General features: G+C 62.6%; 14 protein-coding genes and 1 riboswitch. Of the genes, 4 read left to right on the top strand and 10 right to left on the bottom strand.

Annotated elements, in window-relative coordinates:
- Nucleotides 1-185: 185 nt before the first annotated feature.
- The 4 genes from ACIPIJ_RS19195 to ahcY all read right to left on the bottom strand — a co-directional run bounded on the left by ACIPIJ_RS19195 (nt 186) and on the right by ahcY (nt 4,583).
- Nucleotides 186-974, bottom strand: a complete 789-nt coding sequence (locus ACIPIJ_RS19195; protein ID WP_401079521.1) for a substrate-binding periplasmic protein — start codon at nt 972-974, stop codon at nt 186-188.
- Nucleotides 975-1,020: 46 nt separating this feature from the next.
- Nucleotides 1,021-2,097, bottom strand: a complete 1,077-nt coding sequence (locus tag ACIPIJ_RS19200) for a hypothetical protein (protein ID WP_401079523.1) — start codon at nt 2,095-2,097, stop codon at nt 1,021-1,023.
- 93 nt (nt 2,098-2,190) lie between these two features.
- Nucleotides 2,191-3,036 carry a methylenetetrahydrofolate reductase [NAD(P)H] gene (metF, locus tag ACIPIJ_RS19205; protein WP_401079525.1) on the bottom strand — a complete coding sequence of 282 codons (846 nt, stop codon included), beginning with the start codon at nt 3,034-3,036 and terminating at the stop codon, nt 2,191-2,193.
- A 137-nt stretch (nt 3,037-3,173) separates the two neighbouring features.
- Nucleotides 3,174-4,583 carry an adenosylhomocysteinase gene (gene ahcY, locus ACIPIJ_RS19210; RefSeq protein WP_401079527.1) on the bottom strand — a complete coding sequence of 470 codons (1,410 nt, stop codon included), beginning with the start codon at nt 4,581-4,583 and terminating at the stop codon, nt 3,174-3,176.
- A gap of 20 nt (nt 4,584-4,603) precedes the next feature.
- Nucleotides 4,604-4,700: riboswitch (S-adenosyl-L-homocysteine riboswitch) on the bottom strand.
- A 179-nt stretch (nt 4,701-4,879) separates the two neighbouring features.
- On the opposite strand from ahcY, the gene ACIPIJ_RS19215 reads away from it, so the two are divergent.
- Entirely contained in the window at nt 4,880-5,281 is a 402-nt protein-coding gene (locus tag ACIPIJ_RS19215) for an acyl-CoA thioesterase (RefSeq protein WP_012312432.1), read from the top strand.
- Nucleotides 5,282-5,314: 33 nt separating this feature from the next.
- On the opposite strand, the gene ACIPIJ_RS19220 is transcribed toward ACIPIJ_RS19215, so the two are convergent.
- Nucleotides 5,315-6,550, bottom strand: a complete 1,236-nt coding sequence (locus ACIPIJ_RS19220) for a cation:proton antiporter (protein ID WP_401079529.1) — start codon at nt 6,548-6,550, stop codon at nt 5,315-5,317.
- Nucleotides 6,551-6,739: 189 nt separating this feature from the next.
- On the opposite strand from ACIPIJ_RS19220, the gene ACIPIJ_RS19225 reads away from it, so the two are divergent.
- Nucleotides 6,740-7,573 (top strand): EamA family transporter, encoded by an 834-nt coding sequence (locus ACIPIJ_RS19225; protein ID WP_401079531.1) that lies wholly within the window; start codon nt 6,740-6,742, stop codon nt 7,571-7,573.
- 28 nt (nt 7,574-7,601) lie between these two features.
- On the top strand, nt 7,602-7,988 hold the full coding sequence (locus tag ACIPIJ_RS19230) for an MAPEG family protein (protein ID WP_401079533.1): 387 nt from the start codon (nt 7,602-7,604) through the stop codon (nt 7,986-7,988).
- A 50-nt stretch (nt 7,989-8,038) separates the two neighbouring features.
- Here ACIPIJ_RS19230 and ACIPIJ_RS19235 read toward each other — a convergent pair whose 3' ends face one another.
- Complete coding sequence (locus tag ACIPIJ_RS19235; protein WP_401079534.1) at nt 8,039-9,190, bottom strand: murein transglycosylase A; 1,152 nt, start codon at nt 9,188-9,190, stop codon at nt 8,039-8,041.
- Nucleotides 9,191-9,305: 115 nt separating this feature from the next.
- On the opposite strand from ACIPIJ_RS19235, the gene ACIPIJ_RS19240 reads away from it, so the two are divergent.
- Entirely contained in the window at nt 9,306-9,752 is a 447-nt protein-coding gene (locus ACIPIJ_RS19240) for a c-type cytochrome (RefSeq protein ID WP_401079536.1), read from the top strand.
- 56 nt (nt 9,753-9,808) lie between these two features.
- On the opposite strand, the gene ACIPIJ_RS19245 is transcribed toward ACIPIJ_RS19240, so the two are convergent.
- The 4 genes from ACIPIJ_RS19245 to metK form a co-directional block, all read right to left on the bottom strand.
- Nucleotides 9,809-10,204, bottom strand: a complete 396-nt coding sequence (locus ACIPIJ_RS19245; protein WP_401079538.1) for a DUF1090 domain-containing protein — start codon at nt 10,202-10,204, stop codon at nt 9,809-9,811.
- A 127-nt stretch (nt 10,205-10,331) separates the two neighbouring features.
- Nucleotides 10,332-10,727 (bottom strand): DUF1090 domain-containing protein, encoded by a 396-nt coding sequence (locus tag ACIPIJ_RS19250; RefSeq protein WP_401079540.1) that lies wholly within the window; start codon nt 10,725-10,727, stop codon nt 10,332-10,334.
- Nucleotides 10,728-10,857: 130 nt separating this feature from the next.
- Complete coding sequence (gene ligB, locus ACIPIJ_RS19255) at nt 10,858-12,552, bottom strand: NAD-dependent DNA ligase LigB (protein ID WP_401079542.1); 1,695 nt, start codon at nt 12,550-12,552, stop codon at nt 10,858-10,860.
- 144 nt (nt 12,553-12,696) lie between these two features.
- Nucleotides 12,697-13,887 (bottom strand): methionine adenosyltransferase, encoded by a 1,191-nt coding sequence (metK, locus tag ACIPIJ_RS19260; RefSeq protein WP_401079544.1) that lies wholly within the window; start codon nt 13,885-13,887, stop codon nt 12,697-12,699.
- Nucleotides 13,888-13,906 lie beyond the last annotated feature (19 nt).

A 13,906-nucleotide genomic window follows, 5' to 3' on the forward strand; every position in this document is an offset into this window, starting at 1 on the left:
GGGATGTTCTGCCTGGCGCGACGGGCATCGGTGGGATGCGATCGCGTCCGGTCCAGCTGGGCTTTCACTGCGCATCCGGAAAACGGAGGGTGGACGCCAAGGGGGCGTCGATGCCGATCGGGATGCCTGTTGCGAGGCCGAGCGTCCGGGCGTGAGCCGGGCGGGAAGGCCCGAGTATAACAGAGCTATCGCGGCGTGCTGCTTTCCTGCTGCTCAACGGCGTCAGGAAGATGCTCGGTGTCGCCGATGTAGCGTTCGATTATCGCCAGGAAGGCCGGCTCTTGCTTGAAACGACGCAGTTCCTGGGTAAATGCCTGGGCCAGCGCCTCGCGGCCGGGTTTGCGCGCCAGGCCCAGGTATTGCGCCTGACGGCTGATCACCAACGGCAGTTCCTCGACCTGCTGATCAAGGCCGAGTTGCCGGCGCAGGTAGCGCCCCACCCGGCGGTCGGTGACCAGCACGTCGATGCGCCCGAGCGCCAATTTACCGAAGTTGGCTTCGTGGCTGGGCGCCGACTCCCGCCGAAAGCCCGATGCTTCATTGAATTCGCTGCCGTAGGCATAGCCCGGCGAGGTACCCACCGTCAGGTTGGCGAGGTCGCTGAGCTGGTTGATGGCATGGCGGCGGCGGCTGGACTGGTAAAGCACGAACTCGACGTCCGACATAGGCTCCAGTGGGTAGACCAGGTAGGCCTTGCGCGATTCGACCTTGAAAATATCGATCACCCCGTCCGCGTGGCCCTGTTCGATCATGGCCAGGCACCGCTTCCAGGGCAGGAACTGCCACTCCACCTCGACACCCAGGCGTTTAAAGACTTCAGTGGTGACTTCGTAATCGATGCCTTTCGTTTGGCCGCCGTCCCGGAACACATAAGGCGCCCAGTCGTCGGTCACCAGGCGCAGGCGCTCGCCCTGCGCCAACGGGCTCAGGCAGGCGAGCAGCAGGATGCAGTAGAGACGGACGATGTGCGGCATGGCGCGAGATTACGCGCTCGGCTTTGGCAAGGCCAGTGTGCGTAAGTCAGGATTGAAACGCCCGCAACAGATGGGCTTCGATGTCCTTGCGCTGGGCCCCGAGCGACAGGCGCAGCCCCGGATGGCGCAGGCACTGGCGCAGCTGCTCAGGCTCCATGCGGCCATAACGTTCATTGAGGTTTTCCAGCGCCTTGTCCCACCAGGCCGGGGCGCAGGCGCGGTCGAATTCGTTAGGGTAGGGGTAGCAGCCATACAGCAACTCGCGGGCGAACTGCCGCTCGCGGCTCGGCATGGTCAGGCTCAAGGCCTTGTAGCCCAGGCGTTGCAAGGTAGGTGGCCGTGGCAACTGGTCGTTCACTAGCAGCACATCGGCCAGGGCCTCAGCGCTCAGCGGTTGCTCGCCGTGCTTGCGCAGCCAGGCCTGGATCTTGGCGCGGAACTGGGCCTTGCGGCTCCAGTAGTGGTGAATCACATCGGTGCATTCGGCCAGCGCCAGTGTGCGATAGGCCGCCACGGCCAGGCAGAACTCTTCCAGCGTATAGGCCGCACGGGCAAGGGGGTGGAACTCGTCCATCATGGAGATGGAGTGGTCGAGTATGCCGGCATCTTCGGCAGTGAGGCCGATCACCCCGGAGTTGACCAAGGGCATCTGGCAATCAGCCAACCCGCGCGACTGGAGGATGGTCAGCAGGTTCTTGTACAGCAGGCACTTCTGGTTTTCGCCGTAGCGCCCGCCGACGGCGTTGCACAGCAGGGTGCCGGGCTTGACCCGCTGGAACAATTTCAGCGGCGACGTGCGAAAGAACGTATCGGTATCGATCAGCACCGCCAGTGGAGAGTGCTGTAGCACCTGGCGCATCAGCACGTGCTTGCTGCGGAAATGGTAACCGTGAGGTTCGTTCCAGGCCTTGCGCGTGGCTTCGTCGAGCAGGTGGACGGTCACCGGCAGCCTTTCATAGGGGGCCGCGTTATCGGTATAGACCTGGATATCCATAGCCTCGCCGGCAGACGCGTCCAGGTGCGCCAGGGCGCTGACGATGCTGAAACAGGCTTCCTGGTGATACGTGGCCGGGCCGAAGGCCAGGTAGACCAGCTGAGGGCGCGATGGCGAGAGATGCTGCATGGCAGGCAAGACCTGTTTGAACCAGAAAGAAATAAGGCCTTAGTCTATGACTAAAGCCTTAAGTATTTCTGAACGGGACTTTACCAAAAAGTTTCAGCGAGGAAGCTTCAGGTTGTTCCAGATCGCCAGGCTCGCGTCTGCCTGGTTCAGGGTGTAGAAGTGCAGCCCCGGCGCGCCGCCTTGCAGCAGTTGTTCGCACATGCGGGTGATCACTTCTTCACCGAAGGCCTGGATGCTGGCGGTATCGTCGCCATAAGCTTCCAGCTGCTTGCGGATCCAGCGCGGGATTTCTGCGCCGCAGGCGTCGGAAAAGCGCGCCAGCTTGCTGTAGTTGGTGATCGGCATGATGCCGGGCACTACAGGAATATCCACGCCCAGCTTCTGCGCACGCTCGACGAAGTAGAAGTAGCTGTCGGCGTTGAAGAAGTACTGGGTGATGGCGCTGTCGGCACCGGCCTTGACCTTGTGCACGAAGTTGGCCAGGTCGACCTCGAAGTTACGCGCTTGCGGGTGCATTTCCGGATAAGCGGCAACTTCCAGGTGGAAGTGGTCACCGGTTTCCTGGCGGATGAACTCGACCAAGTCGCTGGCGTAGCGCAGCTCGCCGCTGGCCATGCCCATGCCCGACGGCAGGTCGCCACGCAGGGCGACGATGCGTCGGATGCCGGCAGCCTGGTACTGCGCCAGCAGCGCGCGCAGTTCTTCTTTGGTATCGCCGACGCACGACAGGTGTGGGGCAGCTGGCACCTTAACTTCGCTTTCCAGCTGCAGCACGGTGTTCAGCGTGCGGTCCCGGGTAGAGCCACCGGCACCGTAGGTGCAGGAGAAGAAGTCCGGGTTGTAGGTGGCCAGCTGGCGGGCAACGCCCATCAGCTTTTCGTGACCGGCATCGGTCTTGGTCGGGAAGAATTCGAAACTGTAGCGGCGTTCTTGTGACATCTCTGTTTCCTCAGCTGCAAGCCGTGGGCCGCATGCTGCAAGTAAAAGCCAGGGCGGTGGGGGCCGGCCTGGCTTGGGCATCGATCAAGATTCAACGACTACAAGCGCCAGGCGGCATGCCGCCCGGCGCTTGTCGCTTAGTAGCGGTAGGCGTGCGGCTTGAACGGGCCTTCGACAGTCACACCGATGTAATCGGCTTGCTGCTTGGTCAGCTGGGTGACCACGCCGCCGAAGCCGCGGACCATTTCCAGGGCCACTTCTTCGTCGAGTTTCTTCGGCAGCACTTCAACGGTCAGGCGCTCGGCTTTCTTCTCGGCCGACAGGTCGGCGTACTTCTGCTCGAACAGGAAGATCTGCGCCAGTACCTGGTTGGCGAACGAACCGTCCATGATGCGGCTTGGGTGGCCAGTGGCGTTACCCAGGTTCACCAGGCGGCCTTCGGCCAGCAGGATCAGGTAGTCGTCGTTCTGCGGGTCGAAGTCGCCAGCGCCGGTACGGTGGATCTTGTGCACCTGCGGCTTGACCTCTTCCCAGGCCCAGTGCTTGCGCATGAAGGCGGTGTCGATCTCGTTGTCGAAGTGGCCGATGTTGCAAACCACGGCGCGCTTCTTCAGGGCCTTGAGCATGTTGGCATCGCAGACGTTGACGTTACCGGTGGTGGTGACGATCAGGTCGATCTTGCCCAGCAGGGCCTTGTCGATGCTGGCTTCGGTGCCGTCGTTGATGCCGTCGATGAACGGCGAGACCAGCTCGAAGCCGTCCATGCAGGCCTGCATGGCGCAGATCGGGTCAACTTCGGTGACCTTGACGATCATGCCTTCCTGACGCAGCGACTGGGCCGAACCCTTGCCCACGTCACCGTAGCCGATCACCAGGGCTTGCTTGCCCGACAGCAGGTGGTCGGTGCCGCGCTTGATGGCGTCATTCAGGCTGTGACGGCAGCCGTACTTGTTGTCGTTCTTGCTCTTGGTGACCGAGTCGTTGACGTTGATCGCCGGGACTTTCAGCTCGCCTTTGGCCAGCATGTCCAGCAGGCGGTGCACGCCCGTGGTGGTCTCTTCGGTCACGCCGTGGACGCGGTCCAGCACGGCCGGGTACTTCTTGTGCAGCAGCTCGGTCAGGTCGCCGCCGTCGTCGAGGATCATGTTGGCGTCCCAAGGCTGGCCATCCTTGAGGATGGTCTGCTCCAGGCACCACTCGTACTCTTCCTCGGTTTCACCTTTCCAGGCGAAGACCGGGATACCGGCGGCGGCGATGGAGGCAGCGGCTTGGTCCTGGGTGGAGAAGATGTTGCAGGACGACCAGCGCACCTCGGCACCCAGGGCAACCAGGGTTTCGATCAGCACGGCAGTCTGAATGGTCATGTGGATGCAGCCCAGGATCTTCGCACCCTTGAGCGGCTGCTCAGTCAGGTACTTGCGACGCAGGCCCATCAGCGCAGGCATTTCCGATTCGGCGATGATGGTTTCGCGACGGCCCCAGGCGGCCAGGGAGATGTCGGCGACTTTGAAATCGGTAAAACCTGCAGGCGTGTTTACAGCGCTCATGAGAGCCTCCATTCGTAGTGTGCGAATGGGCGCCGTTGTGCGTTAAGCGCCCGCAAGAGCGGACAACGCCCCATCCGAGCCTGACAGGGTGACCCTGCTGCAGCGCCCCTCGGATGGGTGGCGGGCATGGTGCCGCTGTGGGCAGCCATGTAAAACGGCAGCGATTATAGCCTTGGCCGTGTGACACACCCAAGGCTTTCTGTCGATTTATCGCGACGATAGTCGATGTTCAATGGAGCGCTGGCGGCCGCTCTGCCATCATTACTCCACGTTAGCCAAGCAGGTCAGGAGTACAGATGAACTTTCACACCCGCAAATGGGTTAAACCCGAAGACCTCAACCCCAACGGTACGCTGTTCGGCGGCAGCCTGTTGCGCTGGATCGACGAAGAGGCGGCGATCTACGCCATCGTCCAGCTCGGCAACCAGCGCGTGGTGACCAAGTACATGTCGGAGATCAACTTCGTCAGCGCCTCGCGCCAGGGCGACATCATCGAACTGGGCATCACGGCCACCGAATTCGGCCGCACCTCGATCACCCTCAAGTGCGAAGTGCGTAACAAGATCACTCGCAAGAGCATCCTGACCGTCGACAAGATGGTCTTCGTCAACCTGGGCGAGGATGGCCAGCCGGCGGCCCATGGGCGCACCGAGATCAAGTACGTTCAGGACCAGTTCCCGGACAGCGCGGTTGAGTGACGACGTTGGGGCCGCATCGCGGCCCCTTTGTTTTCAAGGCTGGGCGCTGACCTTGCGGACCACCCGGCCAACGCTCAAGCCCTGCACCAGGATCGACGAAAGCACCACGATGTAGGTGATCGACAGCAGCAGGTCACGTTCCTCACCCAGCGGCAGCGACAGTGCCAGCGCTACCGATACGCCGCCGCGCAAACCACCCCAGGTCAGTACCCGAATGGTGCCCTTGGGCACGCTGCGCCAGCGGCGCAGCAACACGATCGCCGGGGCCACGGTCAACAGCCGCGACAGCAGCACCGCCAGTGCCAGCACACTGCCTGCGGCCAGGTGCAACCAGTTGAACGGCAGCAGTAACAGCTCCAGGCCGATCAGGGCGAACAGCAAGGCATTGAGCATGTCATCGATCAGCTCCCAGAACCCGTCCATGTAGCGACGGGTCATGTCGTTCATCGCCAGGTTGCGCCCCAGGTTACCGATGATCAGGCCGGCCACGACCATCGCGATCGGTGCCGAAACATGCAGCTCGTAGCACATCGCCGAGCCGCCGATGACCAGCGCCAGCGTCAGCATGACCTCAACCTGGTACTGCTCGACGCTCTTGATCATGCGGTACGTGGCATAGCCGATCAGGCCGCCGAACACCACGCCGCCGATGGCTTCACGGGCGAACAGGATGGCCGTGTCGGTGATGCTCGGTGTTTCACCCAGCTGGATGATGCCGAGCAGCACGGTGAACACCACCACTGCAGTGCCGTCGTTGAACAGCGACTCGCCGACAATGGTGGTCTTCAGCGGTTTGGAGGCGTTGGCGGTGCGCAGTGCGCCGAGCACGGCAATCGGGTCGGTGGGGGAGATCAGTGCGCCGAACAGCAGGCAATAGATCAGTGGCACCTGCCAGCCGAACATGGCGAACACCCAGTGCGACAGGTAGCCGATCACTACGGTGGCGATCAGTACCCCGATCGTCGCCAGCAGCCCGATCGGCCAACGGTAGCTGCGCAGGTCGGTGAGGTTGACGTGCAGCGCGCCGGCGAACAGCAGGAACGCCAGCATCCAGTGCATCAGCAGGTCATTGAAATCGATCTGGTTCATCAGCCCTTCGACGCGTTCTTCCAGGCCAGGGAAGCCAATCAGGCTCAGCCCCTGCAGCATCAGCGAGAACAATAGCGCCGTGACCATCACGCCGATGGCGGGTGGCAGGCCGATGAAACGGTAGTTTACGTAGGTGAGGAGGGTGGTCAGGCAGATAAACGCGGCAACTAATTCAAGCATCCCAAATCCTGTAAAAATGGCTTCCAAGTCGTAACCCGAATGGCTCGGGCAGTTCTTTGATGACCTGGCGAGGGGCTCGGGACACACCTTTGACTGAATTGCCTGGATTCGTTCCATGTCATTCAGGGCGCGCAAGGGGCCCTGCAACGCTATATGCTCGGCCTGATAACGTCACAAGGACCTGAAGGCGTGTTGGCAACTTCCCTGGTATTGGTCGCCGCCCTGCTGCACGCGACCTGGAACACCCTGATCAAATTCAGCGGCGAGCGCCTTTTGGTGATTGCCAGCATGGACCTGGTGGCGCTGGCGTTTGCCGTGCTCGCCGTGGCCTTCGTCGACCTGCCACCTGCCGATATCTGGCCTTGGCTGATCGCCTCGGCATTGGCGGAGCAGTTGTACCGCTACCTGTTGATCCAGGCGTATCGGGTCGGTGATCTGGGGCTGGTCTATCCTCTGATGCGCGGCTTGTCGCCGCTGGTGGTGCTGGGGCTGACCCTGGCGTTCGCCGGCGAGTCGCTCAGCCAGCAGCAGATCATCGGCATCCTGCTCATCCCTTGTGGCATGGCGTGCCTGCTCTGGCAGGGCGGTGGGGGGGATCGGTTGCCCTGGTCGATGCTGCCGGTGGTGGCGCTGATCGGCCTGTGCATTGGCTGTTACACCTGGTTCGACGGGCAGGCCGTGCGGCTGTGGGGCAAGCCTTGGGATTACCTGGTGTGGCTGACGCTGCTCAGTGCTTGGCCTTTTCCGCTGCTGGCCAGCGTGGCACGGCGGGCGCCGTTCGTGCTGTTCTGGCGCACGCAATGGCGTTTGGGGTTGGCCGTGGGGTTTTGCGTGTTGTTCAGCTACGCGCTGGTGCTGTGGGGCATGCACCTGGGTTCGGTGGCTGAAGCAGCCGCCCTGCGTGAGTTGAGCGTGATCCTGGTGGTGCTGCTGGGCATGCGCTACCTCAAAGAACCTTTTGGCGGGCCAAGACTCCTAGCTTGCGGGCTGGTGCTGGCAGGCATGCTGGTGATGAAGCTCTAACCTTTCGATTGAACAAGGAGTCCTGTCCATGACCGTCGCCCTGTGGTGCATCCTGTTTGCCCTGCTCCTGCCGCCACTTTGCGCATTGATCGCCAAGGTCAGCAGTGGCCGTTTCGGCCTGAAGGACAATCACGATCCGCGTGCTTTCCTCGACACGCTGTCGGGCTTGCCGCGTCGCGCGCATGCCGCGCAGCAGAATAGCTATGAGGCGTTTCCGGCGTTCGCGGCGGCGGTGCTGGTAGCCGACATCGTCGGCAATGCCGAACAGGTAACACAGGATGTGCTGGGGGTGATGTACATCACCAGCCGGCTGCTGTACATCATCTGCTACCTGGCTGACTGGGCGGCGTTGCGCTCGCTGGTGTGGTTTGCCGGGTTGGCGTTGATCGTCGCGTTCTTTGTCATTTCGGTCTGAAGCCGAGTGGTTCCTTTCGCGGGCTTGCCCGCGAAAGGGTCACAGCAGAATCAGGGTACTTTCGGCACTTCAGGCAGCGGTTTGCCTTTAGGCCAAAGCATCCAGATCTGCCCCTGCTGCTTCATGTTGCCCGCCAGTTCACCGGCCTCAGGCCCGGTGCCCCAGAACAGGTCGGCGCGCACCTCGCCGGTAATTGCACCGCCGGTGTCCTGGGCGCCCACCGGCCGCACCACTGGCGTGCCGTCCGGGCGTGAGGTCGACAGCCACAGCAAGCTGCCCAGCGGAATCACCTTGCGGTCGATGGCCACGCTGTAGCCCGCGGTCAGCGGCACGTTGAGCGAACCGCGCGGACCTTCGTTGCTGTCCGGGCGGGTGCTGAAGAATACATAGCTGGGGTTGCTGGCCAGCAGCTCCGGTACCCGTTGTGGGTTGGCCTGGGCCCAGGCATGAATGGCGCCCATGCTCACGTCTTCCTTCTTCAACTGGCCCTGCTCGATCAGCCAGCGGCCGATTGGCCGGTAGGGGTGGCCATTCTGGTCGGCATAACCCAGGCGCAGTTGCCGGCCATTTTCCAGTGCGACCCGCCCGGAGCCCTGGATCTGCAGGAATTGCAGGTCCATGGGGTCGGTCAGCCATGCCAGTACGGGGGCTTTGGCGCCGTCACGGTAGATCACTTCGGCGGTGTCGTAGGGCTTGAGCACGCGACCGTCAAGGCGCCCGCGCAGGCGCTTGCCCTTGAGTTCGGGGTAAACGCTGGCCAGGTCGACCACGATCATGTCGTCCGGGATGCCATACACTGGCACTTGGGCTGCATCGGTGCGTTTCAGGCTGCCGGGGTAGACCGGCTCGTAATAGCCGGTGATCAGGCCGGTGGCGTTGTTCTCAGCCGAGCGCAGGCCATAGACCTGAAGTTGCTGTTGCAGGAAGCTGCGCACCTGGGGCGCCTCCAGCGCGATCGGCAGCGCCGCTTCGCATGTCGCGGCCCACACCGGGTCACGCTTGAGCTTTTCACAGCCCACGCGCCAGGCGTCGAAACCCGCCAGCAGGTCGCTGTCGCTGACGCTGGGCAGGTCGGTCCAGGCTGCCGGGGCATAAGTGGCGATGGCATGGGGTTCGGGCTTGGCGCTTTCGCCGCCGTTGCAGCCGGCCAGCAAGGCCAGGGCCGGCAGCGCCCAGGCGAGATGGCGCAGAGCAGATTTCATGGCTGAATCCTTGGGGGGCAGCAGATGAAAGCTGCCCATAGTGTTCGTAAGGGTATTGGTCTTTGTCGAGCAGGCGAGGATACTGTGGCCCCCTTGGGCTGCCAATGTGACCGTGATGTTCAAATGTTTCACCGCCGTACTGCTGATCAGCCTGACCCTGGTGGCCTGCGACCGTGTCGATCCTAACTCACCCTTGGGGCAGCGCAAGGCGATCTTCAAGCAGATGCTCAGGACCAGCGAAGACATGGGTGGCATGCTACGGGGGCGGTTGCCGTTCGATGGAGCGAAATTCGCCGAGGGCGCCAAGACGCTCGATGGCCTGGCCCATGCGCCTTGGCAGCACTTCCCGCAGGTAAAAGATGACGGTGAGAGCAGTGCGCGGCCTGAGGTCTGGGAGCGCCAGACGCGCTTTCATGACTTGGCGCAAGCGTTGGAAGGGGTGACAGGCGAGCTGCTGACGGTGACACGCAAGCAGCCGTTGGACGCGGCGGTGCTCAAGGCACCCATGGACAAGGTCGAGGCAGCCTGCAAGGCCTGCCACACGGAGTTTCGAAATCACTGAGGCGCCAGCCAGTGGTTCGCGGGCCACTGGCGGCAGTGCGTAATTGATGCCTCAGGTCACTGGCTCAGTTCCGCTTTCGCGGCTTCAAGCTCTGCCTTCGATTCGGTCAGCTTCTTTTCGCGCTTGGCGACCTTGCTCGAATCGCCTTTTGCCTGTGCCTGTTTCAGGTCCGCTTCACGCTCTTTGACTTCCGCTTCGGCCTTGCGCACTTTTTGCTCGCGCTCTTCCTTCAAGCCTGCATCGGTGCAGTGCTCGGTGGCTTCCTGCAGGGCCTTTTCCAGGCCGCGGATTTGCCCCGAGTTATTGTGCGCCTTGGCATATTGCAGCTGATTTTCGATGGCGCTGCGCTTGGCGGCGCAACCGGTCAAGCCTGGGGTGGGCTGGGCGGCCTGAGCAACGGATGCGCCCAGGCCGAGAACGGCAAACATGACTGTGCAAGAAACGAATTTCATAGGAGCCTCCTTGTAGGGGCATGTGGCCTTAAGCGCCGCGATACTGCCCCTTCCCTACAATTGAGTGAACCCTTCATCGGGTAATTTCAGATAAGTCCTACAAACCAAGTTGAGTAGGACCGCGCTGTCAACGCTCCAGATCGTCAACGGCTTCCTGCAGTTCCTTTTTTGCCTCGGCGAGTTTGTCTTTGCGCTTGTTGATGCGCTCTGGGTCGCCCTTCTTCATCGCCTTGTCCAGGTCCTTGGTACGCTGGTTGACCTCGTGGCGCGCCTCCAGCACCTTCTGTTCACGCTCTTTGCGCAAGCTTGCATCGGTGCAGTTCGCATCCACTTCGCTCAGGGCCTTATCCAGGCCAGCCTGCTGCTCACTGTTGTTGTGCGCCTTGGCCTGTTCGATCTGCTCGCTGATGGCTTGGCGTTTGGCGGCGCAACCGGTCAGGCCAGGTTGGTCTTCGGCGGCTTGCACGGCGTGCGCCGACAGCGCGAGCGTTGCCAGCAGAAAAAGGGCGGAAAGTCGTTTCATGAAAAGCCTCCTCGAAGGGGCGGGGCAGCAAAAAGTGGGGAAATCCTGCCTTGGTTTTGCCGATTTATAAACCCTTGGTCGGTTTTTCAGGCTGATATTGAGCAATACCGCGTGCAGGTTCTGCCCTCAGCTATTGCGATTGGGCTTGCTCGGTCATTTGAAAACCGTCGATCCCACTGTTTCCCAGTCGTGTGGCTATGCCCTGTACTTCAGCGCTGGCAAAGAAACCTGCGAGTTGCCTGGCGCGTGTTGCACCGATGCCGGGCAGGGCTTGCCAGTCGCTGGCAGACCGGCTGGCGAGTGCAGGCCAGTGTTCATTCGGTGGGACATTACTGGGCGCTGGCACGCCAAGCCCCTTGAGCCACTGGTCGAAGGGCCGGCTGCGGGCAATGGCGAAACTGCGCAGCAGCTTGCTGGCTGTTGCTTCGCTGATGCCGGGCACTGCTTGCAGATGTTCGGCATCGAGCGTCAACCAGTCTGTCATCGTCGTTACCCGCCCCGCTTGAACCAGCCGTCGCCAGGTACCCGGGCCGGCGCCCGGCATGGCCAGCCCCTGCTTGCCGCCAAGCCAGGCCAGGCGGGCAATGAACTGCTCCTCACAGCCCTCGCTGGCTTGCCAGCAGCTGTGCAGGCCATATCGCCCGGCCTCGGGGACTGGCAGTGGCTGGCGTTCGGCGGCGCGGTGGACCACTTGGTCGAAGCGGGGGATGGTCAGCCCGGCAAGGCTGATCGCTACCTGGTCGCCGGGGCGAATGTCCAGCGCGTGCCAGCGCGCGATGGAGCCGAGGCTGACCTGGCTGATCCGCCGGTCGTCCAGGGTGACCGGCTGCAGCTTGAGCAACGGCGTGACCTTGCCGGTGCGGCCGATGAGAAAGCGCACGTCACGCACGTGTGCCAACGCCTGGGCGAAGGGGTATTTCCAGGCGACGATCCAATAGGGGGCGTTGGCTTGCCAGCGTTCGGCGGCAGGCCGGCTGTCCTGGCGCAGGATCACGCCGTCGGTGGCGAAGGGCAACGGTTTGCGATACCAGTGCAGACGCCAGTGCGCAGCCTCGTCCAAGGAGGTGATGGCGGTGCTGTAGCGCTGGCTGTCGGGGAAGCCCAAGGCGGCCAACTGCGCGAGTCGTTCGGCTTGATTGTCGGGCCCTTGCGGCCAGTCCCAGACGAACAACCCAATGCTTGCGCCCTGTTCACGGCCAAGCTGCTTGCGCGCCAGCAGCCCGGCCACGTTTCCACGGGCATTGGCGCTACCAGCCTGAGCTTGCACATGCCCCTCCTGGCGCAGGTACAACTCCCCTTGCAGCACCAGGTCCAACGGTTTCGGCAATTGCCGGTTGATGCTGCCCAGCACCTGGATATGGCGGCTCCAGTCATGCCCCTGGATACCATTGCCGCGGCTGAGCAGCCGCACCAAGCGGCCTTGGCGATAGATCAGCGTGACCGCAACACCATCGACCTTCGGCTGCAGCCACACGCCTTGCTTGCCAGCCAGCCAGTGGGTGACGGCCTTGGCGTCAGGCAGTTTTTCGACGCCCGTGTGTGCAATGGGGTGTGTAATGGGGCCGCGTGCACTGGCCAGCGAATCCAGTTCGCCTGCGAGTCCGAAGCAGCGTTGCAGGTGCACCAGGCGCTGGCGGCTTTGATCGTACAGCTCATCGGCGACCAAGGGCTCGCCCAGGCGATGGTAGTGGTCGTCCCATAGGCCAAGGGTATCGCGCAGCCGGGTGACCTCCGCGTTAGCCCGCGCCGGCGACCAGGCTGGGCACTCGGCGGCACGGGCAGTGGCGGGCAGTAACAGCATCAGCATCAGCAGCATGAACGGCATGGCCAGCATCCTTGCGTGGCAGGGGGAAGCCTCAGCCTAGGCAAGTGAAGCTGCTCATGCGCGGCGCAGTTGTCAGCCGATATGTCACAAAAAAGCCCCTGCCGATCACTCGGCAAGGGCTTTCATTTACCGCTGTAGGAAAACTTACAGACCGGCAGCGTCACGCAGCGACTGGGCGCGGTCGGTGCGTTCCCAGGTGAAGGTGGTGAAGGTGTCGTCGCCGACAGTCTTCTGCTGCGGGGTGCGGCCGAAGTGGCCGTAGGCAGCGGTTTCCTGGTACATCGGGTGCAGCAGGTCGAGCATCTTGGTGATGGCGTAAGGACGCAGGTCGAAGCACTCGCGCACCAGCTGGATGATCTTGTCGTCGGAGACCTTGCCGGTGCCGAAGGTGTTGATCGAGATGGAAGTCGGCTGAGCGACGCCGATGGCGTAGGACACCTGGATCTCGCAACGCTCGGCCAGGCCTGCGGCGACAATGTTCTTGGCCACGTAACGGCCGGCGTAGGCGGCGGAACGGTCGACCTTGGACGGGTCCTTGCCGGAGAACGCGCCGCCGCCGTGACGGGCCATGCCGCCGTAGGAGTCGACGATGATCTTGCGGCCGGTCAGGCCACAGTCACCCACCGGGCCACCGATGATGAAGTTGCCGGTCGGGTTGATGTGGTACTGGGTGTCCTTGTGCAGCAGTTCGGCCGGCAGGGTGTGCTTGACGATCAGCTCCATCACCGCTTCCTGCAGGTCTTTTTGCGACACTTCAGGGTTGTGCTGGGTCGACAGCACGATGGCGTCGATGCCGACAACCTTGCCGTTCTCGTAGCGGCAGGTGACCTGCGACTTGGCGTCCGGGCGCAGCCACGGCAGCAGGCCGGACTTGCGCGCTTCGGCCTGGCGCTCGACCAGGCGGTGCGAGAAGCAGATCGGCGCTGGCATCAGCACGTCGGTTTCGTTGCTGGCATAGCCGAACATCAGGCCCTGGTCGCCAGCGCCCTGGTCTTCCGGCTTGGAGCGGTCGACGCCTTGGGCGATGTCGACCGACTGCTTGCCGATGATGTTCATCACGGCGCAGGTGGCACCGTCGAAGCCGACGTCGGAGCTGTTGTAGCCGATGTCGATAATGACTTTACGTACCAGCTCTTCCAGGTCGACCCAGGCCGAGGTGGTGACTTCGCCGGCGATGATGGCGACACCGGTCTTGACCAGGGTTTCACACGCCACGCGGGCGTATTTGTCCTGGGTGATGATGGCATCCAGGACCGCGTCCGAAATCTGGTCGGCGATCTTGTCCGGATGCCCTTCGGACACGGACTCGGAGGTGAAAAGGGAGTATTCGCTCATCTCGACGGGTTCCTAAAAT

Source organism: Pseudomonas sp. NPDC087185, from assembly GCF_044744955.1.
Taxonomy (GTDB): Bacteria; Pseudomonadota; Gammaproteobacteria; order Pseudomonadales; family Pseudomonadaceae; genus Aquipseudomonas.

What these genes read in the sequence shown, in the direction of transcription:
- ACIPIJ_RS19215 (WP_012312432.1), top strand. Translation starts at nt 4,880, where the DNA reads ATGAACTTTCACACCCGCAAATGGGTTAAACCCGAAGACCTCAACCCC.
- metF (WP_401079525.1), bottom strand. Translation starts at nt 3,036, where the DNA reads ATGTCACAAGAACGCCGCTACAGTTTCGAATTCTTCCCGACCAAGACC.
- metK (WP_401079544.1), bottom strand. Translation starts at nt 13,887, where the DNA reads ATGAGCGAATACTCCCTTTTCACCTCCGAGTCCGTGTCCGAAGGGCAT.
- ACIPIJ_RS19250 (WP_401079540.1), bottom strand. Translation starts at nt 10,727, where the DNA reads ATGAAACGACTTTCCGCCCTTTTTCTGCTGGCAACGCTCGCGCTGTCG.
- ACIPIJ_RS19195 (WP_401079521.1), bottom strand. Translation starts at nt 974, where the DNA reads ATGCCGCACATCGTCCGTCTCTACTGCATCCTGCTGCTCGCCTGCCTG.
- ACIPIJ_RS19240 (WP_401079536.1), top strand. Translation starts at nt 9,306, where the DNA reads ATGTTCAAATGTTTCACCGCCGTACTGCTGATCAGCCTGACCCTGGTG.
- ACIPIJ_RS19235 (WP_401079534.1), bottom strand. Translation starts at nt 9,190, where the DNA reads ATGAAATCTGCTCTGCGCCATCTCGCCTGGGCGCTGCCGGCCCTGGCC.
- ACIPIJ_RS19220 (WP_401079529.1), bottom strand. Translation starts at nt 6,550, where the DNA reads ATGCTTGAATTAGTTGCCGCGTTTATCTGCCTGACCACCCTCCTCACC.
- ligB (WP_401079542.1), bottom strand. Translation starts at nt 12,552, where the DNA reads ATGCCGTTCATGCTGCTGATGCTGATGCTGTTACTGCCCGCCACTGCC.
- ahcY (WP_401079527.1), bottom strand. Translation starts at nt 4,583, where the DNA reads ATGAGCGCTGTAAACACGCCTGCAGGTTTTACCGATTTCAAAGTCGCC.
- ACIPIJ_RS19245 (WP_401079538.1), bottom strand. Translation starts at nt 10,204, where the DNA reads ATGAAATTCGTTTCTTGCACAGTCATGTTTGCCGTTCTCGGCCTGGGC.
- ACIPIJ_RS19200 (WP_401079523.1), bottom strand. Translation starts at nt 2,097, where the DNA reads ATGCAGCATCTCTCGCCATCGCGCCCTCAGCTGGTCTACCTGGCCTTC.
- ACIPIJ_RS19230 (WP_401079533.1), top strand. Translation starts at nt 7,602, where the DNA reads ATGACCGTCGCCCTGTGGTGCATCCTGTTTGCCCTGCTCCTGCCGCCA.